Origin of the sequence: Arthrobacter zhaoguopingii, assembly GCF_009828605.1 — a bacterium.
GTDB lineage: Bacteria > Actinomycetota > Actinomycetes > Actinomycetales > Micrococcaceae > Arthrobacter_D > Arthrobacter_D zhaoguopingii.
In genome coordinates this window covers 1-20542 of sequence record NZ_WIAE01000016.1, presented here as the reverse complement: position 1 = coordinate 20542, position 20542 = coordinate 1, and the positions used below count along the sequence as shown (strand labels likewise).

The following is a 20542-nucleotide window of genomic DNA, read 5'->3' as shown; positions in this document are numbered from 1 at the left end:
ACGCAGGGACGATCCGGAGGGTGCTGCTGTCGACATGCCGAACATTGTGAACCGTTTCCTGCCTGCAACGGGCTCCGTGGAGGGGCAGTGGGAGCGGCCGGGTCCCACCCCCGACCAGCAGCGCGCAGACGTCATCGGCGTCCTCATCTTCTTCCTCGTGAGCGCAGTCGCCCTTGAACTGAGCCGCGGCGCGGGAGCGATGGCCGAGGAACGCAGCCCGATCTGGCTGCAGCACGCGGTTCTTGCCCTGATGATCCTTCCGCTGGTGCTGCGGCGCCGGTTCCCGGTCGCCGTGATGCTCGCAATGTCAGCCCTCTTTATCGCCCTGGGGCTGTGGATTCCCGCTCTTTCGCTTCAGCTCTCCTTCCAGGTGGCATACTTCGCGTCGCTCTACTCGGCGGTGGCCTGGGCGAAGGACCGCCGGGTGCTGTGGCTTGGGACCACCGTGGTGGTGGTCGCAATGGCACTGTGGCTGATTCTGGCGTTGACGGTGTCATCGACGTTCGACGGGCTGATCGAGAGCATCGAGGAAGGTGACGAGACGTCGAAGGGGATCCTTGATCCACTCACGTCAATAGCGCTCTACAACTCGATCGTGAATATCGCATACTTCGGGGGTGCCATCCTTGTCGGTCTGTCCTCCCGGCGGAACGCCCTGCAGCGGGCGCAGCTGGCGGAACAGGCCGGGAGGATCACCCGCCAGTCCGCGGAACTGGCCCGGCGGGCGGTCATCGAGGAACGCCTGCGGATTGCGCGGGAACTGCACGACGTCGTCGCGCACCACGTGTCGGTCATCGGAGTCCAGGCCGGAGCTGCCCGCCGCGTTCTGAACCGGAAGCCCGAGGCCGCCGCCGAAGCCCTCCGCACGATCGAGCAGGTCAGCCGCCAGGCGGTGACGGATATGCGGGGCCTGTTGGGAGTACTCCGCTCGGGAACCTTCGACGAAGACCCCAAAGAAAATGAAGGACGCCATCCCGAGCCGGGCCTTGCAGACCTTGACGCTTTGGCCCAAAGCCAGCGTGCCTTCGGCTTGGAGGTTGATTTCGCCCGGATCGAGGATGTTTCGGGCGCGCTTGAGGAGGTATCGGCGCCGCTCGCCCTGTCCGTGTACCGAACCGCCCAGGAATCCCTGACCAACATCCGGCGCCACTCGACCGCGTCCGCCGCCGTGCTCACCCTGCGCACCGGGAGATCGGGCGAGCAGCGCTGGGTGGAACTTGAGACGGTCGACAACGGCAGGCCGCTCCGGCACGCGGAGCCCGGCTCCGGGTACGGGCTGCAGGGAGTCCGCGAACGCGTGGCACTGCACCGCGGCACCGCGGAAATAGGACCCAGGTCCGACGGCGGGTGGCGGGTCCGCGCCCGTTTCCTGCTTCACTGAATTCGCAGAGCGCAGCCACCCTGGCGCTGACCTCCAACCCACCGGGAAAGGCCGCAATGGACCCCATTCGAGTACTGCTTGCAGACGATCAGCGACTGGTCCGCGCAGGTTTCGCCACAATGCTTTCCGTTGAGGACGATATTGAGGTGGTGGGCCAGGTAACCAACGGGCAGGAGGCGGTGGACTTCGCGGCTTCCCGGAACGTCGACGTCGTCCTCATGGATGTGCAGATGCCGGTGATGGACGGCATCCGGGCGACCGAGCTGATCACGGCGGAGGGGCGGGGAAAGGTCATCATCCTCACCACCTTCGAACGCGACGATTACCTTTTCGATGCCATCCGGGGCGGCGCGAGCGGCTTCCTCCTGAAAAACGCCGATCCCGAGGATCTCGTCGCAGCGGTGAGGGCCGTCGCAGGCGGGTACGCACTGCTCGCACCCGAGGTCACGGTGCGGGTGATTCGACAGTTCGCCAGCCAGCTCGGCGGCGGAAACGCTCCACCGGCGCATCGGCAGCCCAGCCCGGAACAGCAGCAGAAACAGGCCCTGCTCGCTCCCCTGACCCAGCGCGAGAAAGAAGTCCTGACGTGCATGGCGGCGGGCCTGAGCAACGCGGAGCTGGCCACGAAGCTGTCCCTTGCGGAAGCGACAGTGAAATCCCATGTCTCCTCCCTGCTGGCAAAGATCCAGGTGCGCGACCGCGTGCAGGCAGTGGTCTTCGCCTACGAGAGCGGGCTCATCCGTCCGGGGGAATGAAAGTTCCACCTTTCGGCTCATCCCTCACGGGGCCGGTCTCTATAGATTGAGTGCAGGACGCGATCCCACGGCCCCATCGGAGGAACCCATGCTGCAGGTGCAGAACCTGACCCGACGCTTCGGCGAGCACACCGCCGTCGACGACGTCACCTTCTCAGTCCCGTCAGGGAAAATGACCGGGTTCGTCGGCGCGAACGGCGCAGGAAAGACAACGACCATGCGGATGATCATGGGAGTGCTCACGGCGCATGCCGGGGAGGTGCTGCTCGACGGCCGCCCCGTCACCGCCGACGACCGGGCGACGTTTGGGTACATGCCCGAGGAACGCGGCCTCTACCCCAAGCAGCCCATCATCGATCAGCTCATCTACCTCGGACAGCTGCACCGGATGAGCCAGGGGGATGCACGATCCCGCGCCCAGGAACTGCTCGAACGATTCCAGCTCGGTGACCGCCGAAAGGACAAGCTGGAGTCGCTGTCACTGGGCAACCAGCAGCGGGTTCAGATCGCAGCCTCACTCCTGCACCGGCCGTCCGTGTTGATCCTTGATGAGCCATTCTCCGGACTCGATCCCGTCGCCGTTGACTCCATGGTCGAACTTCTCCGCGAGCACACGGCCCAGGGGGTGCCGGTCCTCTTCTCCAGCCACCAGCTCGACCTCGTGGACCGCCTGTGCGACAACCTCGTGATCCTCCAGAAGGGCCGGCTGGTGACCTCCGGCAGCGGTGATGAACTCCGTGCCGCCGCCCCACGCCGGCACCGGCTCACGGTGTCGCCCGACGCCGGGTGGGTGCGGGAAGAGGCAGGAGTGACCGTCATCGACGTCGCAGGCCAGGACGCCGTGGTGGAACTGGACAACGACGACGACGCGCAGCGGCTCCTCACCGCCGCCATGGCACGCGGACACGTGCACGAATTCAGCCGGATCCGGCCAAGTCTCAGCGAAATCTACCGGGGGGTATCCCAATGAGCACCATCACGAAACTCCAGCACAGCGGGCACCAGCCCGAAGGTGCTGCGCCCTCCGTCCCGGGCGGCACCCAGCCGGCATGGCTGATCGTCACTCTGCGCGAGGTGATGGTGAAGACGAAGGACCGAGGTTTCGCGATCTCCACCGTGGTGACCCTGGTGCTGATCGTCGCGGGCGTGGTGTTCAACGCCTACATGGACAACCGCGGGGAAGACTTCGCCGTCGCCGTCACGTCGGACGCCGGCCGGTCCGTGGTGGCGCTCGCCGACGAGGAAGGCAGGGCCGACGACGGCAACACCGCGTTCGAGGCGGTGGTTGTCGGGTCGGACGACGCCGCCCTGGACCAGGTACGCAGCGGGGACGTCGACGCCGCACTCCTGCAGAACGAAGACAATCTTTGGACGCTGACCGGCAAGGAGGAGGTCTCCCCAGGGTTGAGCGGCGGGCTCGGAGCCGCACTGGAGAGCTTCGTCCTGCGCACCAACGCCGCTGCCACCGGAATGTCCCCCCAGGAACTGCTCGCCGGGTCGGAGCTCGAACAATCGCTGCTTGAGGGCAGCACCGAGAACCAGGCCGTCGCCTCCGTAGCGGGGTTCGCTTTCGGCTTCCTGTTCTACATGGCGGCAATCATCTTCGGCCTGCAGATCGCGAATTCGGTCGTTGAGGAAAAGCAGAATCGGGTGGTCGAAATCCTCGCCACCGCCATTCCCATCCGGCAGCTGCTGTACGGGAAGGTTCTGGGCAACACCATTCTCGCCATGGTTCAGCTGGCGATGTACGGCGGCGCCGCGCTTCTCGCCCTCAACCTCACAGGCACGTCCGACCTCGTGGGCGGCATCATCCCGGCCTCCGGCTGGTTCCTCGTGTTCTTCCTCTTCGGATTCCTGATCCTCGCGGCGATGTGGGCGGTGCTTGGATCGCTGGCCAGCCGGCCGGAGGACCTGAACAACAGCTCCGCGCCGGTGCTGGCGCTGATCCTGGCGGCGCTGGGCGCCGGCCTGTTCGCCACCGGACAGCTCCTGGTCGTTGCCTCCTATGTGCCCGTGGTGTCATCCGTCGCCATGCCCATCCGCATGCTCAAGACCGAGGTGGCCGTGTGGGAGCCGATCCTGTCACTGGTGATCGCGCTGGCGGCCGCGGCGGCGCTTATCCACCTCGGCGAGAAGATCTACCGCCGAGCGGTGATGCAGCCCGGCTCCCTGTCCCTGCGGAAGGCCATGAAGCTGGAGCAGTAGGGGCGTGTCCCTCGTCCTACTTCGTTTCGATGAGCTGAATGAGGTTGCCGCAGGTATCGTCGAAGACTGCCACGACAGCGGCACCGATGTCGGTGGGCGGTTGCGTGAACACAACGCCCCTGCCGGTCAGCCCGGCGTACTCGGCTGTTAGGCCGGACCCTCCGTTGTGCCGGCCCATCGTGTCTCTGCTGATTCGACGATGCTGAGCTTGGGCAGCTTAGCTACCCGTCCGTCTCCGGATGATCGCCCTCGGATACGGCGGTTGAGCCAAGGCAGCACGTAAAACCACCACCACTGTGCTTCTGTACGGAACGTTCGCGGAGGCCGTGTTCCCTCCAGTGCCGCATTCCAGGCATAAGCGCCTGGCAGACCCAACGCATCAGCCGCCCCCAGAGCGAGACGTTCGTGTCCCAGCTGGGAAAGATGGAGGCGGTCGAGAGCCCAGGCCCGGGGGTCTTCGAAGACTGTCCCCTCGGTGCTGGCGAGCGAGACGACACCCCACCGGTCGGACAGCTGCCGGTAGATGGCGTTCAGGCGTCGTCGGCGGACGCCGATAAGGCTTCCTGCCGGCGATACGCCCAACAGATCAGGGATCGGAACGAACATCACGTCGGTGCCTGATTCCCTGAACGGGGTGACCAATCCAGCAAGGCTGGCCTGGAGGGCGTCGAAGTCGACTCGCGGACGCAAGATGTCATTCATACCCGCCGTGATAGTGACGAGATCGGGAGCAAGGCTCAGTGCCTGGTTCAGCTGATGTTCGCGCACCTGGTCGGTCTTGTATCCGCGCACGGCAAGGTTCGCGTACTCGACGGGTCCGTGCTGAACGGTAAGCAGACCCGCGAGGCGGTCCGTCCATCCGCGCGGGGTTCCGTCCGGCCAGGGAAGGTCCCCAACCCCTTCGGACAAACTATCCCCGATCGCGATGTACCGATAACTCATAGTGGTTCCTTGGTCGGAAGGTTCGGACGTCATGCGGCCTTGCATCGGATCCCGGCGACGAGCCGGCCCGATCTGGCTCGAGGCGTGGAGTGGAGACTCTTCGGACAGGCGCAGCACGCCCTCCCAGACTATGCCCTGGTCGGGGACATCGCGGCGGGTTCGAGCATCTGCTCCCTGGAGTACTGCAAGGCGACCATCACCACGGCGATGACGGGTGTGGCAAGAAACGCGCCAACGATGCCGAACAGCGACGCGCCGGCCGCCACTCCAGTGAGGACTACAGCTGGGTGGAGCCTGAGGGACCTACCGACCAGGAGCGGCTGCAGGACATTACTTTCGATCTGCTGCACGAGCAGGACGATGCCCAGCACAATCAGGGCTGTAACCCACCCCTCGGACAGGAGCGCCACGAGCGTCGCGAGGAGCCCGGTCGCGACGGCGCCGATCACCGGAAGGAATCCGCCGAAAAATATCAGCACCGCCAACGGCAGAGCAAGCGGGACCCCGAGGGCCCACAGCCCGACCCCGATGACCACGGCGTCCACGAGAGCTACTGCCGCCTGGGAGGACACGTATGCGGACAAGGTCTGCCAGCTCCTCGATGACACCCCTGCGGCATGGACGAACGCCGTGCCCGTCGTCCACCGCAGAAGCCAGTCGGAGAACCTGTCTCCGTCCTTGAGGCAGAAGAACGTCAGAATCAGCGTCAGCAGCACCGTCACCGTGATGGAACCGACCGTCTCGAGGCCTGTGAACAGCTGTGCCAGGATGTGGCCCAGGTTCTCCTGCGGCCAGATGAGCGCCGATTCGAGGAGCCCGTTGATGTCCGCCTCCGTGAACGACAACGACGCCGCGAACTCGTTCAGACTCCGAACGTTGTCCTTCGTGCGCATCGATAGTTCCCGCACCCCGTTCACGGACAAGGCGGCAGTCGCCCACCCCGCCCCGACCGCCGCACCCACCAGACCGACGATCGTGATGGCTGCGGCTGCCGCCGTGGGCAGGGCGCGACGCAGGAACTTTGTGACAGGCCAAAGTATCGACGACAGCAGCAGGGCCAGGATCAGCGGGAGTACGACCACCCACACTTTGAAAAGCAAGTAGCACACGCCGATAACCGCAGCCGCAATAATCAGGATCCGTCCCAGGATCGGAGTCGCCGCTCTCAGGGCCGAAAGCAGCGCTCCGCGGCGGATACGCCGTGGTGTCCTCCGGATCTCATCAGGACCGCATCTTCCTTCTACGGCGGCTGCCATGATCAGGTCCTGCTGCTCGGCCATTTCTTTCCTTCAAGTGAAGTGGTGGACGCATTGTGCGTCACCGCAGTCACTTTATAGAGAGGTTCTAGGCAATTTCGTCCGCCAAATTGAGTACACGATGTACTCCATTAGGACTATCTCCGTTCCTTGACTCGTCACTTCCACCGGGGTGATGCCCGGCCGGTACCGGGGAGCCCGGGGGGACGCGACCGCGGGCCAGCATGAACGAAGCCCATCACCGGGATGGTGATGGGCTTCGTGGGACTGCTGGTTGGGTGTTACTTGGTGTTGTTAGTGGGTGCCAGGAAGGAGTTCAGGACCTTGACCAGTTCCTCGGGGGCCTGTTCCGCGACCCAGTGGCCGGCGCCGGGGATGACCGCGGTCTGCACCTGCGGGGCGGCTGGCTTGATGCCTTCGGCTGCGGCGGGTCCCCAGCTGTTTTCTCCACCGATCCCGAGGACGGGGATGGTCAGCGGGGTCTTGGCGCGCTCGGCGTTCTGGGCAAGGGTGGCGTCCCATTCACGGTAGAGCCCGAAGCTGGCGCGCAGGCTGTCCTTGTCGCGGTTGTACTGCTTGACGTAGTACTTGATCGCCCGTTCCGACAGCGTCTCCCCGCCGCCCTGGATCTTGAACTCGTAGCGGTAGAACGCGTCCGCGTTGCTGCGCACCAGGTCGATGATCAGCTCATCGTCGACCCGGTTGAAGGGGATGTGCCACAGGCGGTTGTTGGTGGCCTCGTCGAGGAACAGCGGCGGGCCCTGGGGGGTGATCCCGGGAGGGCCCGGAATCTCGGCGCCGGCGAAACGCTCGACCCGGTCGCGGTGGTCGGCGGCCAGGGCATAGCCAATGATGTACCCGGTGTCGTGTCCGACCACGGAGAACTTCTCATGGCCGAGTTCGGTCATCAGGGCGGCCAGGTCATCGGCAAGGGTGGCGGTGTCGTAGCCGTCAGTGGCTTTTTCGGTCAGGCCGATGCCGCGCTGGTCGACTGCGATCACGGTGTGGTCTTCGGCCAGCGGGCCCATCACCGAACGCCATGCGGAGGAGTCCTCCGGCCAGCCGTGCACCAGCAGAACCGCCGGGCCTTCCCCGCCGACCACCGCGTGCTGGCGGATGCCGTTGGCCTCGACGAATTTGCTCTCGAAGGTGTCGCTGAAGCCGGCAGGCAGCTTCTGCTGCCCACTGGTCACCCAGCTTTTCACTTCCGCCTTGGGCTCGGAGGCTCCGACGGAGACGGTGCCGACCACGAGCGCCGCGGCGATCGCGGCCGCGGCGCCTATCCACCGGCGGTGGGTCCGCCTGGCAGGACGCGATGACGCCGCGTGGAGATTTTCCTGATCTGGATTAGAAGCAGGGTTGTGCATGGGGTCCCCTTTCATGAGACTCGCTGAAGGTAGGAGGTTTTCGTGGTCAGGCTTGGCGGTTAGACGCGGCCGGGGAAGCGGGTGGTGATTTCCTGGAGGATGAATTCGTTGCCCTCGGGATCGCTGAAGATGGCGAAGGAGAAGTAGCTGGCGCGCTCCGGGGCCAGGCCAGGGGTGCGTCCCTCGGTCCGGACGCTGGGAATGCCGCCCTGTGCTTCGTGGAAGACCTCGGTGATCTCGATGCCGCGGGAGGCGATGTCGGCGCGGGCCGCCTCGACGTCGTCGACGACCAGGTAGGTGCCGCGGGTCGAGCCCGGGGCGGCGTCGGTGAGGCCGTTGCTGATGATGAGGGAGGCGTGGGATCCGGTCGGGGTGTAGTGCACGGCGCGGAAGCCGCCCTCCCCTTGGATGTCCACATCGAGGCGCCAGTCGAGCTTGTCGTAGAACGCCTTGGCGCGGTCCACGTCCGCGACGGGCAGGATGATGAGTTCGAGCTTGTAATCCATGATTCTGTTCCTGACTGGTTGTGATGGGTGGTGCACATGGGCTGGTGGAACGTGGCCCGCAGGCTGTTCAATCCCGAATTCCGGTGATCCAGACCGTCGTCGCGATTGCGACTACACTCATAACCGAGCGCACTCATAAATTATTCCGGGATTAGCTGCGGCTCGGGGGGCCGGGCATTCACCGGATGGGAGTGCCCGCCGATCAGGCTGCGACCTGCCGGAGATGGGAGAATGATCCCGGTGCTTGCACTCCGCACGTATGCAACTAATCTCGAAACCGAGCGCACTCAGAAACTATCTCCGGAGGGTCCGTTATGTCTGTCGCCTCTCGGCCGCCTGGCCGGCGCGAACGGAACAAGCAGGAGAAGTTGGATCGGATCATCGCCGCTGCCAGCGAACTGTTCGCCAGGCATGGGGTGGACGACGTCACGACCCAGCAGATTGCCGATAAGGCCGATATCGGCACGGGAACCCTCTTCCTCTATGCCAGGAACAAGGGCGAACTCCTACTGCTGGTGGAAAACGCCATCTATGGGGCAGCGCTTGAGCGGGGCCGGGCGGATGCCGAGGCCGCCCCGAATGTATTGGAGGCGGCTCTCGCCATCGTGCGGCCCATCGTGGAGTGCAACCGCGCCCATGCCGGAAACGGCCGAACGTACCTGCGCGAGATGATCTTCGGGGACCCCAGCGAGCCGAACCACGGCGACGCCCTGGCCATCATCGCGGAAAGCGAAAAGATCCTCACTGCAGCGGTCCAAAGGGACGAGCGGTTCGGAGCGGACGACGCCGCAACCGTCGCCCGGATCATCTCCTCGGTCCTCTTTTTCAGCATGGCGGTCGGCACCAACGCCCCCCTCGGCGTCGAAGGGGTTATGCAGGATATCCGACGACACTTGGCCATCGTCCTGCATCGGTAGCGCCGTCACCGCACGGCCTGCGGCCGATGATGCGAGGATGGGACGGTGGAAGCCGAAAGTTCCTCGCCGCTGGCCCGCCGCACCGCCCTGACCAGATCCCGGCTTGCTCCGAACCCCGGGCCGATGAGCCTCGAGGGCACCAATTCGTATCTGATAGGTCCGGAAGACAGCGCGGGAGCGGCAGTGGTGGATCCCGGCCCGCTGGACGAACAGCACCTCCGCGCGCTCGCTGCCGGCCGTGTCCAACTCATCCTGATCACGCACCGCCACGCTGACCACACGGCCGGGGCCGCGCGCCTGCACGAACTGACGGGCGCACCCGTGCGCGCCGCCGACCCGAATCATTGCATCGAGGCACAGCCGCTGCAGGACGGCGAAGTCCTCTCGGTCGCCGGAACAGAAATGCGAGTGATGGCAACGCCGGGGCACACGTCGGATTCGGTGTGCTTACACCTGCCCTCCGACGGCCCGGCGGGCTCGGTCCTCACCGGTGACACCATTCTGGGCCGCGGAACAACGATGATTGACCATCCCGATGGCCGCCTCGGCGACTACCTTTCCTCACTGAACCGGCTCGAACCGCTCGGACCGGCCACTGTGCTGCCAGCCCACGGCCCGGTCCTGGCGGCACTCGACGCCGTCGTGCGCGCCTACCGCGCGCACCGCCTGGACCGCCTCGCGCAGATCCGCTCCGCCATCACCGGGCTTGGGCCGGATGCCGGAGTACGGGAGGTCACCGACGTCGTCTACGCCGATGCGGATCCCTCGGTGCGGCGGGCGGCCGAGAGCTCGGTGGCCGCCCAGCTGGAGTACCTCCGCACCGTGCTGTAACGACGTCCCGGATCCGGGCGGCGTCGACATTGGCCTGGAGAAAGTCAAGCCCACATCCGAGATGCGCTCCCTAGGATAGGGAATGCAGCCGCGGACACGAATCGACGCGTCCGTCCAACAGCAAGGAGAACCATGGCTACCGTTCGCACAGCCCACACCGTCTGGAGTGGCGACCTCGCCTCAGGCTCGGGACAGGTCACCCTCGATTCCTCCGGCATCGGCACCTACGACGTCACCTGGAAGGCACGCGCTGAGCAGTCCGAGGGCAAGACCAGCCCTGAGGAGCTCATCGCCGCAGCTCACTCCGCCTGCTTCTCGATGGCCTTCAGCCACGCCCTGAGCGAGGAAGGCAAAACCCCGGAGCGCGTGGAAACCAAGGCGGAGGTCGACTTCCAGCCCGGCACCGGGATCACCGCCATCCGGCTCACGCTCGACGCCACCGTGCCCGGGATCTCGGAAGAGGATTTCCAGCGCCTCGCCGAGGCCGCCAAGGAGGGCTGCCCGGTCTCGCAGGCCCTTGCCGCCGTCAAGGACATCTCGCTGACAGCCACCCTGCACGGCTGACCCACCCCGCGCCGAGCCGTTCAGGAGGACCCCGGACACCACCGTTCCGGGGTCCTCCTGCCGTCAGTGCCAAGGGGCCCGGCGGAGTCCCGTGTCACCCGCGGCGCGGCGTGGCCCCCTACGGGGACGTCAACAATCTCACCTGCGTCCGCTGCCCCAGCGGCATCCTGAAGAAGCTCGCCCAGTAATTGAACAAGAGCTGACCCTCAACCGACCCGTCACCGACGCTGCTCGGGGCGGACACCGCGCAGCAGGCGTCAGTTGGCTGCCGATCCGACAGGCCCACGAAGGTCTGTCTCCGAGAGAATCCGCGCAAAGGATGCCCGCAGGCGGCTCTCGCACTCCCGGTTGGCCCCGAGGCGGTCCAGGCCCAGCAGGGCGGCGCCCACAATCGGCGCCGATCCGGTGGTATGCGCAGCGGCCAGCGGTGCGGCGCCCCGAAGACCACGACGGATCTCAGAGTGAAGGAGATCGTTCCCGCTGGTGAGCACGCCTCCACCGAGAACCACGGTGGTGGGCTTTTTCAGCAGCTCCAGCCGCCGCAGCGCGGCAAGGACGAGGACAACCACTTCCTCCGCCTGCCGCTCGACAATCCGGACGGCGACGGCGTCCCCTCCAGAGGCTGCCTGCAACACCACCCGAGCGAGCGTCCTCAGCTCGGCTGGGTCCAGCCGGCCATAGTGGAGGGCCTCGATGACGTCCTCGAGCGAGTCGGCACGAAACCGTTCCGTGATGAGGTGAACCAGCGAGGTGGGCTCGCCCCTGCCGTCGGCCGCCCGCGCCGCCCACCACAGAGCTTCGTCGCCCAGCTGCATCCCGCCGCCCCAGTCACCGGAAATCCGTCCGAGTGAGGGGAAGCGCGCCTGCCTGCCGTCCCGCGACACACCGACGCAGTTGATTCCCGCCCCGCAGACCACGGCCACCGCATCACGGTCATCGGTTCCGGCACGCAGGAGGGCGAACGTGTCGTTGTCCACGACGGTCTCGCGTGCCCAGCCCCTGGCGGCCAGTGCGTGCGTCAGCTCTGCCGTTTCGCCTGGCAGGTCAGCTCCGGCGAGATAGGCGCCGGCAGAGTCTGCCACACCCACAGCACCCTCGAAACCGGCCCGGGCGGCGGCTTCTGCGACGAGTCCGTCGAGGAAATCGGCGCAGCCGTCGATGCCCAGGAAGTGGGGTGAGGACCCGGGCCCCCGTACGTGCGCGAGAACCTCCCCGGAGGAAGCGATCAGCGCGACATCTGTCTTGCTGTTGCCACCGTCGATGGCCAGCACCGCCGCGTTCATCCTGCCCATGGCAGGTGCTGCCGGTTCGCGCTGAGCAACCGGTCGGTCAGCTGGTCGGCAAGGTCGATCTGCCCCACGAGGGGGTGGGCGAGCAGGGCGCGGAAGACGCGGTCCCGGCCGCCCTGCAGCGCGGCGTCCAGCGCCAGTTCCTCGTAGGCCGACACATGGGAAATCAATCCCGCATACAGCGCATCCACCGGTTCCACCTTCGCCGGGACAACGGCCCCGGACGTGATCCTTCCGGGCACCTCGATGACGGCCTCGGCCGGGAGGAACGGGAACGTTCCCTCATTGCGGACATTGACCACCTGGACGTCGCCGCGGTCGCTCATCAGTGAGGCGACCAGGTTGATGGCCGCCTCGGAGTAGAACGCTCCACCGCGCTCGGACAGCAGCGCGGGCTTCTCATCGAGGGACTCATCCGCATACATCCTCAGGAGCTGCCCTTCAATGTCCGCCACCCGCTGCCCGCGGGAGGACTCCCGGCGTTGCTCCCCAACCACAACATCATGCTGGTAAAAGTAGCGGAGGTAATAGGACGGGATGGAACCCAACCGCGTCAGGACACCTTCGGGAAGGTGCAGGTGCCCTGCGATGTCGGCCGCATGGCGATCGAGGAGCAGAGGCAGCTGGTCCACGCCGTCGAGGCGCACCGCCCGCTCCCAGGTCAGGTGGTTCAGGCCGACGTGGTCCAGCTCGACGCGCTCGGGGGAAACCTCGAGCAGCCGCGCGAAATATCTCTGCAGACCGATGGCCACGTTGCAGAGGCCAACGGCGCGGTGGCCCGCGTCGAGCAGGGCGCGCGTCACGATGCCCACAGGGTTGGTGAAATCGACGATCCATGCACCCGGTGCGGCAAGCCGGCGCACCCTGTCCGCGACATCGAGCACCACGGGAACCGTGCGCAGCGCCTTCGCGAGGCCTCCGGCTCCCGTGGTTTCCTGTCCGAGGCAGCCGCAGTCAAGGGGCCAGGTCTCGTCGCCGATCCGGGCCGCCTGCCCTCCGACGCGCAGCTGGATCAGGACCACGTCGGAATCCGTCACGGCGGCATCGAGATCGGTGGTCGCGATTAGCTTCGCGGGGTGGCCACCTCGGGCGAGAATCCGCCGGGCCAAACCGGCAACCAGTTCCAGCCGTTCGGCGGCGGGATCGGTCAGCACCACTTCGTCGATCAACAGCGAGTCCCGAAGCCGGGATATGCCGTCGATCAGTTCGGGAGTGTAGGTCGAGCCTCCGCCGACGACCGTCATTCTCATCCTCAACCGCTCCTCACTGAACCCGCTCGCCAATGGGCCGGGATGATCGCACCATCGCACAACTTCGGATTGAACATCCTGCGGAGGCAGCCCGGTTCAGGAGTCTAGCCGACGCTCCAGGCGGGCGCGGCCAGACACTGCCTCGGGGCGCCCCCACTCCTCAACGCGTCCAGGAGGAGAACAACCGCTCTTCGGCGAGTGCAGGATTGGGCGTTTCACACCTCGAGATGCGGTAAGTTGTCGGCAGTTTGAAAGTCCGGGCCCGAACCGATCCTGCCCCGGCAAAGACGGGACCGCATGGCGCACGAGCGCTCGTCGTCTCCCGAAGGATGGAAGATCACCCGATGCCCGCTGCTGCCCGGAACACACCAGACCGCACCGCCAGGTTCGGCTTCGCCTTCATCGGCGTCCTGCTCATCGCAGTCAACCTTCGGGTGTCCTTCGTCAGCGTGGGACCGGTTCTCGGGAACATCAGCGCAGACCTTGAGCTCTCGAGTGCCGCAGCGGGATTCCTTACGGGCCTTCCCCTGATCGCTTTCGCCGTCTTCTCACCCGTGGCGCCCGGCTTCGCCGCCCGTCTGGGCCTGGACCGGGCGCTGTGGGTATCCCTGCTGCTCCTCGCCGCGGGCATCGTGCTCCGCTCCCTGCCCGTGCCCGGCTTCATCTGGGGAGGCACCGCCCTGATCGGCCTGGCCATCGCGTTCCTCAATGTCCTCGTGCCATCCCTCGTGAAGCGGGACTTCCCACGGAGGGTCAGCCAGGTCACCGGAAGCTACACCGCCACCCAGGCCGCCTTCGCCGCGGTCGGGGCGGCCGTCGTCGTTCCGGTGGCGCAGACGTCCCCGGCGGGGTGGCGGCTCGCCCTCGGAATCTGGGTGGGGCTGGCCCTCATCGCCCTGGCGGTGCTCCTGCCGTGGCTGCGCCGGCACGGGGCAGCCGCCGCGCACGCCACCGCGCCGCAGGCCCGTTTCCGCTCGCCCTGGGCTTCGGCCCTGGGCTGGCAGGTGACGGTCTTCATGGGACTGCAATCGATCGCCTTCTACGTCCTGATGGCCTGGCTTCCCACCATCGAACAAAGCCGGGGCGTCCCCGCCACCACGGCGGGTATCCACCTTTCCGTTTTCCTGCTGGTCAGCGTGTTCGCCAGCCTCGCCACCGGACGGATCCTGCACCGGGGACCGGATCAGCGGCTCGTAGCCTTCTCCACCAGCGCGCTCATGGTCGTGACCTTCCTCGGGCTCGCGCTGGCGCCGGGGCTCATCCTGCTGTGGGTCATTCTGGGCGCAATCGGATGCGGGGGCCTGATCGTCATCGCCCTGTCCCTCTTCAGCCTCCGCACCGTGAACTACCCGCAGGCAGCCTCGTTGTCCGGCATGGCGCAATCCTTCGGCTACGGTCTGGGAGCGGCGGGCCCGGTGATCTTCGGCGGCCTCCGTGATGTGAGCGGAGAGTGGACGCTTCCGCTCCTGGCCACCGCGGGCGTCATGGCTGTGCTCGCCGGAACCGGTGTGCTTGCCGGCCGCGACCGGGTGATCAGCGGCACCGAACGACCTGGACATTGATGAGCCTCCGCTGAATTTCTGCCGGCGGCGGCATCGCCACCGCCCAACGGAGCGTCCTAGACTTTCCGCATGGCGGTGCGCGGCGGATTCCCCATCCTTTCAACCCAGGACCTTGAGCGACTCGTGAGCTTCTACGAGTCAGCATTCGACGCCGAGCGCACATACGGGTACCCCGGGCCCGATGGAAACGACGTCTTCGTCTCCCTCCGCGTCGGAGGAGCCACCGTCGCGATCGCAGCCGACGAGGTGCCCACCGCCGCCGCCGACCGGATAGCACTCTGGTTCTACGTCGATGACGCCGATTCTGCCTACGAGCAGGCCCTTCGAGCCGGCGGCCAGGCGGTGAGGGGGCCCGCCGACATGCCGTGGGGCGAGCGGGTTGCCAGCATCAAAGACCCCGACGGTTTCCTGATCAGCATGGGCGCCGAAAAACGCAGCTCCCAGCACAGGTAAAGGTACAACCGTCGAGCGGCATGGTGGGAGGTACCGGAATCCGGCTGCCCGGCACTGCGGCGAACCCGGTATGCCGGCGGGCGGCGCTACACCGAGGCCGAGACGCGCTCCTCCCGTTTGCGGCCGGCGCGGGCGAGCAGGTAGAGCAGCGATCCGACCACCACGTAGGCGATGGCACCGAGCCAGATGATCCCGGACTGCTGGGCCAGCAGCACAATGCTGGCGATCATCGCGAGGATCGGCACGATCCGGGGAACCGAGAAGTGGGCGTGCTCCACCTTGTCCTTCTTGAGCACAAGCACGCTGACATTGGCCGACAGGAACACCAGGAGCAGCAGCAGCACGGTGGTCTCCGCCAGTGAGTTGACGTTTCCGACGAGGGTCAAAATGATCGTCAGGACGGCGACGACGATGATCGAGACAAAGGGCGTGCGCCGGTTCGGCAGCACCCGGCAGAACGCATCGGGAAGAAGCTTCGCTTCCGAGAGGCCGTAGCCGACCCGGCTGGCCATGACCATGAACAGCAGGGTGCCGTTGGCGATGGCGACCAGGGCGATCAGGCTGAACAGCCAGAGCGGGATCCCGACGCCGCTGGCCCGCACCACGTCGAGCAGCGGACCGGTGGAGTCGGCCAGTTCGGCCGGAGGCAGGACGATCACGGCACCGAGTGCGATCAGGAGGTAGACGACCGCCGCGGTGCCGATGGCTCCGAAGAGGGCCCGCGGGTAGGCCTTGGAGGGGTCGCGCACCTCCTCGGCCATGTTGGCGGCTGCCTCGAAGCCAAGGAAGGAGAAGAACGCAATGACGGACGCCGCGAAGGCGCCGCCCAGTGGCGACACATCCGGGGCGAATTCGAGCAGCCGGGCCGGTTCCCCGTCACCTCTACCGAGCACGATGGCGGCAACCACGATGACGAGCACGAGGCCGGTCACCTCGATGATTGACGCGATGAGGTTCGCGCCGAGCGATTCACGGACGCCGCGGAGGTTGATCAGCGTCAGCAGGATGATGAAGACCACCGCCGCCGGGCGCGCCGGCACGTCGATGAGCGCCGCCAGATAGTCGCCCGCGAAGGCGTTCGCCAGGGCTGCAGCCGTGGTGATGCCCGAGGCCATCATCAGGAATCCGACGAGAAAGGATACATAGGGAACTTTGAAGGCACGCTCGGCGTACCGTGCGGCTCCGCCGGCGTGCGGATACTTGGTGATGAGCTCCGCATAGGTCCCCGCTGTGAGGAGCGCCACGACCAGCGCGATGAGCAGCGGCAGCCAGATCACGCCCCCGACGTCGGCGGACATGGAACCCACGAGGGTGTAGATGCCCGCCCCGAGGGTATCCCCCACGATGAACGCGAACAGCAACGGGGCACCGACGGCCCGCTTCAGTCCGACGTGCTCACTCGGTGTCGCCGTGCCGGTTTTTTCACTCATCGCACCATTTGAATCCTTCCCCAGCGGGGACGCAAGAGACAGCACGGGATGGCCCTGCTTTAAGACCACTGGAACGGTCCCCCTGCCCGCAGGTGACCCGGCAGCGTGGCCCGGACCCGGAGTCCCGCCACCCAGGGAGTTACAGCCGTGGTACTGGGCCGGCTGGTCAACAAACGATAGGCTCACTCCATGGGCAGACCGCGTAAATTCCTCGAAACCGATGTCGTCCACTCCGCGGGCAAGGCCTTCTCCGACCACGGCTACGGAGGCACCACCCTCGAGGATCTGGTTGGAGCGACAGGCCTGGGCAAGCAGAGCCTGTACAACGCGTTCGGCGGCAAGCGGGAGCTCTTCCTGCGGGCACTGAGCTCCGACACCGCGGACGCCGTCGCGGCCCTGGACGAGGAACTGGGCGACTCGACTGCCACGCCGCTGGAACGGATCCGCGGCCATCTGATCAAACTGGCAATCACCCTCAGCGATGGCGGCGACAAGGGCGTGCTTTTCACCAAAGCCACAGTGGAACTTGCCGGCCGGGACGCCGACGTCACCCAAACTGCCCTCCAGGGCTTCCGCGATCTCGAGGGGATCTACCGCCAATGCATCATTGACGCGCAGGACGGCGGAGAGGTCGACGAGGCCGCCGATGCCACAGCGCTGGCATCCTTCTTTGTGGCCCTGACCCGCGGCATGGAGGTCCTGGGCGGCGCCGGCGTCAGCCGGACCGAACTCACGGCCGTCGCGTTGACCTCGATCAAGGTTCTTCCCGTGCTAGGAGAGGTGCCGGCCTAAGGCCCACCCGCCGCATCACTGACCCGGCCCGGTCCGCCCCCCACGGCGTCACCCGCCGGCGCCCCCGCCCGTCGAAGCCGCCGACCCGACCGCGGGTCCCAGGTGACCGGGCGGTCCTTCACCATGCCACAGTGCCTCCGTCGGTTCCTGCCGGCCGCTCCGCAGCCGATTGAGCGGCCGGACGGACCGGATTCTAGTTCTAACGTCTAGTTCGATTTGGTTCCGTGAGAATTAAGAGTAGGATTATTCTCACGCCAAGAAACAAGTTCTAGCGTTACAAATCTGGAGGAACCATGACCCGCATGCCGCTCATTGAACTGGACCAGGCCTCAGGTGCCGCACAGGAGCTCCTGACCCAGGTGAAGAAGGGGATGGGTGCCGTACCCAACATGACCAAGGCCATGGCGAACAGCCCGGCAACCCTGAAGGGGTATCTGGCACTGTCCGGCGCCCTGGCCGGCGGCGTCCTCGGCCGCAAGACCCAGGAGCGCCTGGCCCTCAACCTCGCCCAGGCCAACGGGTGCGACTACTGCCTCTCGGCCCACACCTTCACCGCACCCCGCGTGGGACTCACGGAACAGGACGTCCAGGACGCACGCCGCGGCACCGCTGCGGATGCCAAGTCCGACGCCATCCTCAAGTTCGCCGCCGCGGTTCTCGAGAGCCGCGGATCCGTATCCGAGCAGGACATCGCCGACGTCCGGACCGCCGGAGTTTCGGATGAGGAAATGGGCGAGATCGTGGCCAACATCGCGCTGAACGTCTTCACCAACTTCTTCAACAAGACCGCCGACGTCGACATCGACTTCCCGGTCGTCACCTCCGCCACCGTCTCCTAGATACCGGCGCCGGCGGCTCCTCCCCTCGGGGCGGGGCCATCGGCATTTCCGGCTCCACCGGCGCAGGGAAGCGTGCCGCCCCGGGCTCGAGCGGTCCGCGGTCCCTTCGCCGGGGACGGGGGACATGCGATCCTTTCCTGAGGGGACAAGGCACCGACTCCCTCCACGGGTTCCGGTGGACAGCGGCCGCACGCTAGCGGACCTTTACTGACGCTTCGCCGATGGGTGGGGCGCCGATCAATATCCCCAATCTCCTGAGGAGAACCACAATGACCACCCGTGTAGCAATCAATGGATTTGGACGCATCGGACGCAGCTATTTCAGGGCCGCCCTGGAGCAGGGCGCCCCCTTCGAGATCGTCGCCGTCAATGACCTCACCGACGCCGGGACACTGGCCCACCTGCTGCGCTACGACTCCGTCGTCGGTAAACTTCCCGTCCCGGTGGAGGTGAGCGGGGGCAATCTCATCGTCGGCGGGCACACCGTGCACACCTTTGCGGAAAAGGATCCGGCGGCGCTGCCCTGGGCCGAGCTGGGCGTCGATATCGTCATCGAATCGACCGGCTTCTTCACCAAGGGCGCGGACGCCGGCAAGCACCTGAGCGCCGGCGCGAAGAAGGTCATCATCTCCGCTCCTGCCACCGATGAGGACGTGACCCTGCTGCTGGGAGTCAACGAAGGCGACTACGATCCGGCCAGGCACCACATCATCTCCAATGCTTCCTGCACCACGAACTCGGTCGGCACCCTGGCCCGGGTCCTGCATGAGGCGTTCGGCATTGAAAAGGCGCTGATGACGACGATCCATGCCTACACCGCGGACCAGAACCTGCAGGACGGACCGCACCGGGATCTTCGCCGGGCACGCGCCGCGGCCATCAACATCGTCCCGACCTCCACCGGCGCGGCGAAGGCCATCGGCGTCGTCATGCCCGAACTCAAGGGCAAGATCGATGGCTACGCGATGCGCGTCCCCGTACCAGTTGGCTCCGCCACCGACCTCACCGCGACGATCAGCCGCGAAGTCACGGCCGAGGAGGTCAACGCGGCCTACAAGGCTGCTGCCGAGTCGGGTCCGGTAAAGGGCTATCTGACGTACACCGAGGATCCGATTGTCTCCTCGGACATCGTGGGAGATCCCTCCTCGTCGATCTTCGACGCCGGGCTCACCAAAGTCATCGGCAACCAGGTGAAGGTTGTTGCCTGGTACGACAACGAGTGGGGCTTCTCCAACCGGATGGTGGACCTGACCAATCTGGTAGCCGATTCCCTGGCCTGATCGGGAAGAGCCATGGGGGCGCACGGCCCAGCGGCCGGCGTCCCCATGGCCTTCGGCAGAAACAGGCATGCTCCAGGTTCTGGCCGGGCGGCACCGAGAGGTCTACCCTCGGGATCTATGAGCGAGGAATGCGTTTTCTGCGCCATTGGCGAGGGCCGGCTCGACGCCCTGGTGGTCGGTGAGAATCCAAGGGCGCTTGCCTTCCTGGACAGGCATCCCATCAGCGACGGCCATACGCTGGTAATATCGAAGCACCATTCGGAAAACTTCCTCGATATGCCGGCCGAGGACCGGGCGGCGGTCGCCGATCTTGCCCACGATGTTGCCCACAACCTCTCGCACACCCTGCCGCGCTTCGAGGGGTTCAACCTGATGATGTCCAATGGGCAGGCTGCGGGCCAGACTGTCTTCCACACGCACCTGCATGTTTTCCCCCGCAGGGCCGGGGACGGGTACCACCTCGAGCAGAAGCCGCAGCGCGTGCCGTCGAACGAGGAACTCCGCGCCATACAGTCGTTGATCCTGGCGGGAGCACCGGCCCGCAGTGACGACTGACCCCCCCAACCCGAGATCGGTGAGGTTGGGGTGGTCGGCTGGGCGCGGGCCGGACCGGTCCCAGTGGAACATCCGGTCGGCCTCGTCAAAGGCCTGGTCACCGATGCTCGCGTGCCGGTACCGCAGCAACCCGGGAATAGAATTTTCATCCCGTCGTTATGTTGACCGAAAAGTATAAAACATGGACCCTGGCCGGAAGATCCCTCGGCGGTACAGCGGGCCCTCCCCCAGATTGGAAGTCATGCGATTCATCAATGATCCGTCCACCGACCTGACCTATGCTGATGTGTTTTTGGTGCCCTCGGCCTCGGAGGTGGTTTCGCGTTTTGACGTGGATCTCTCCGCCGCTGATGGGACCGGTTCGACGA

20 protein-coding genes are annotated in these 20542 nt (G+C 66.1%); 13 read left to right on the top strand and 7 right to left on the bottom strand.

Annotated elements, in window-relative coordinates; translation table 11 throughout:
* The first annotated feature begins 34 nt into the window (after positions 1 to 34).
* The 4 genes from GVV77_RS15955 (at position 35) to GVV77_RS15940 (ending at position 4341) form a co-directional block, all read left to right on the top strand.
* Positions 35 to 1381: a sensor histidine kinase gene (locus tag GVV77_RS15955; RefSeq protein ID WP_159620012.1), complete on the top strand. Its 1347-nt coding sequence runs from the start codon at positions 35 to 37 to the stop codon at positions 1379 to 1381.
* Between the two features lie 56 nt (positions 1382 to 1437).
* Positions 1438 to 2136, top strand: coding sequence for a response regulator transcription factor (locus GVV77_RS15950; protein ID WP_159620010.1), 699 nt, complete (start codon positions 1438 to 1440; stop codon positions 2134 to 2136).
* A gap of 88 nt (positions 2137 to 2224) precedes the next feature.
* Entirely contained in the window at positions 2225 to 3106 is an 882-nt protein-coding gene (locus GVV77_RS15945; protein WP_159620008.1) for an ABC transporter ATP-binding protein, read from the top strand.
* On the top strand, positions 3103 to 4341 hold the full coding sequence (locus GVV77_RS15940; RefSeq protein ID WP_159620006.1) for an ABC transporter permease: 1239 nt from the start codon (positions 3103 to 3105) through the stop codon (positions 4339 to 4341). Before GVV77_RS15945 ends, GVV77_RS15940 begins: the two co-directional genes overlap by 4 nt.
* A gap of 147 nt (positions 4342 to 4488) precedes the next feature.
* Here the strand turns inward: GVV77_RS15940 and GVV77_RS15930 are convergent, their stop codons facing one another.
* The 4 genes from GVV77_RS15930 to GVV77_RS15915 form a co-directional block, all read right to left on the bottom strand.
* Positions 4489 to 5283 carry an SGNH/GDSL hydrolase family protein gene (locus tag GVV77_RS15930; RefSeq protein WP_159620004.1) on the bottom strand — a complete coding sequence of 265 codons (795 nt, stop codon included), beginning with the start codon at positions 5281 to 5283 and terminating at the stop codon, positions 4489 to 4491.
* 128 nt (positions 5284 to 5411) lie between these two features.
* Positions 5412 to 6563 carry an AI-2E family transporter gene (locus GVV77_RS15925; RefSeq protein ID WP_159620002.1) on the bottom strand — a complete coding sequence of 384 codons (1152 nt, stop codon included), beginning with the start codon at positions 6561 to 6563 and terminating at the stop codon, positions 5412 to 5414.
* A gap of 257 nt (positions 6564 to 6820) precedes the next feature.
* The gene (locus GVV77_RS15920) at positions 6821 to 7906 is read right to left on the bottom strand and encodes an alpha/beta fold hydrolase (RefSeq protein ID WP_159620000.1); all 1086 of its coding nucleotides are present in this window, start codon (positions 7904 to 7906) and stop codon (positions 6821 to 6823) included.
* Positions 7907 to 7965: 59 nt separating this feature from the next.
* A complete protein-coding gene (locus GVV77_RS15915; protein WP_159619998.1) occupies positions 7966 to 8412 on the bottom strand; it encodes a VOC family protein in 447 nt (148 codons plus the stop codon).
* Positions 8413 to 8726: 314 nt separating this feature from the next.
* On the opposite strand from GVV77_RS15915, the gene GVV77_RS15910 reads away from it, so the two are divergent.
* From GVV77_RS15910 to GVV77_RS15900, 3 genes are all read left to right on the top strand, one after another.
* Positions 8727 to 9329, top strand: coding sequence for a TetR/AcrR family transcriptional regulator (locus tag GVV77_RS15910; RefSeq protein WP_159619996.1), 603 nt, complete (start codon positions 8727 to 8729; stop codon positions 9327 to 9329).
* A gap of 45 nt (positions 9330 to 9374) precedes the next feature.
* A complete protein-coding gene (locus GVV77_RS15905) occupies positions 9375 to 10160 on the top strand; it encodes an MBL fold metallo-hydrolase (RefSeq protein WP_246199866.1) in 786 nt (261 codons plus the stop codon).
* A 132-nt stretch (positions 10161 to 10292) separates the two neighbouring features.
* The gene (locus GVV77_RS15900; protein ID WP_159619994.1) at positions 10293 to 10724 is read left to right on the top strand and encodes an OsmC family protein; all 432 of its coding nucleotides are present in this window, start codon (positions 10293 to 10295) and stop codon (positions 10722 to 10724) included.
* A 257-nt stretch (positions 10725 to 10981) separates the two neighbouring features.
* Here the strand turns inward: GVV77_RS15900 and GVV77_RS15895 are convergent, their stop codons facing one another.
* Both GVV77_RS15895 and GVV77_RS15890 read right to left on the bottom strand, forming a co-directional pair.
* A complete protein-coding gene (locus tag GVV77_RS15895) occupies positions 10982 to 12016 on the bottom strand; it encodes an N-acetylglucosamine kinase (RefSeq protein WP_159619992.1) in 1035 nt (344 codons plus the stop codon).
* The gene (locus GVV77_RS15890; RefSeq protein WP_159619990.1) at positions 12004 to 13263 is read right to left on the bottom strand and encodes a 6-phospho-beta-glucosidase; all 1260 of its coding nucleotides are present in this window, start codon (positions 13261 to 13263) and stop codon (positions 12004 to 12006) included. Before GVV77_RS15890 ends, GVV77_RS15895 begins: the two co-directional genes overlap by 13 nt.
* Positions 13264 to 13607: 344 nt before the next feature.
* Here GVV77_RS15890 and GVV77_RS15885 point away from each other — a divergent pair, with 344 nt between their 5' ends.
* Both GVV77_RS15885 and GVV77_RS15880 read left to right on the top strand, forming a co-directional pair.
* The gene (locus tag GVV77_RS15885; RefSeq protein WP_159619989.1) at positions 13608 to 14825 is read left to right on the top strand and encodes an MFS transporter; all 1218 of its coding nucleotides are present in this window, start codon (positions 13608 to 13610) and stop codon (positions 14823 to 14825) included.
* 69 nt (positions 14826 to 14894) lie between these two features.
* Positions 14895 to 15278, top strand: coding sequence for a VOC family protein (locus tag GVV77_RS15880; RefSeq protein ID WP_159619988.1), 384 nt, complete (start codon positions 14895 to 14897; stop codon positions 15276 to 15278).
* A gap of 86 nt (positions 15279 to 15364) precedes the next feature.
* Here the strand turns inward: GVV77_RS15880 and GVV77_RS15875 are convergent, their stop codons facing one another.
* Positions 15365 to 16708: an APC family permease gene (locus GVV77_RS15875; RefSeq protein ID WP_159619987.1), complete on the bottom strand. Its 1344-nt coding sequence runs from the start codon at positions 16706 to 16708 to the stop codon at positions 15365 to 15367.
* A 189-nt stretch (positions 16709 to 16897) separates the two neighbouring features.
* Between GVV77_RS15875 and GVV77_RS15870 the strand changes: the two genes are divergently transcribed.
* The 4 genes from GVV77_RS15870 to GVV77_RS15855 all read left to right on the top strand — a co-directional run bounded on the left by GVV77_RS15870 (position 16898) and on the right by GVV77_RS15855 (position 20174).
* Positions 16898 to 17500, top strand: a complete 603-nt coding sequence (locus GVV77_RS15870; protein ID WP_159619986.1) for a TetR/AcrR family transcriptional regulator — start codon at positions 16898 to 16900, stop codon at positions 17498 to 17500.
* A gap of 293 nt (positions 17501 to 17793) precedes the next feature.
* On the top strand, positions 17794 to 18339 hold the full coding sequence (locus GVV77_RS15865) for a carboxymuconolactone decarboxylase family protein (RefSeq protein WP_159619985.1): 546 nt from the start codon (positions 17794 to 17796) through the stop codon (positions 18337 to 18339).
* A 269-nt stretch (positions 18340 to 18608) separates the two neighbouring features.
* On the top strand, positions 18609 to 19619 hold the full coding sequence (gene gap, locus GVV77_RS15860; RefSeq protein WP_159619984.1) for a type I glyceraldehyde-3-phosphate dehydrogenase: 1011 nt from the start codon (positions 18609 to 18611) through the stop codon (positions 19617 to 19619).
* Between the two features lie 117 nt (positions 19620 to 19736).
* The gene (locus GVV77_RS15855) at positions 19737 to 20174 is read left to right on the top strand and encodes an HIT family protein (RefSeq protein ID WP_159619983.1); all 438 of its coding nucleotides are present in this window, start codon (positions 19737 to 19739) and stop codon (positions 20172 to 20174) included.
* The last annotated feature ends 368 nt before the right edge of the window (positions 20175 to 20542 follow it).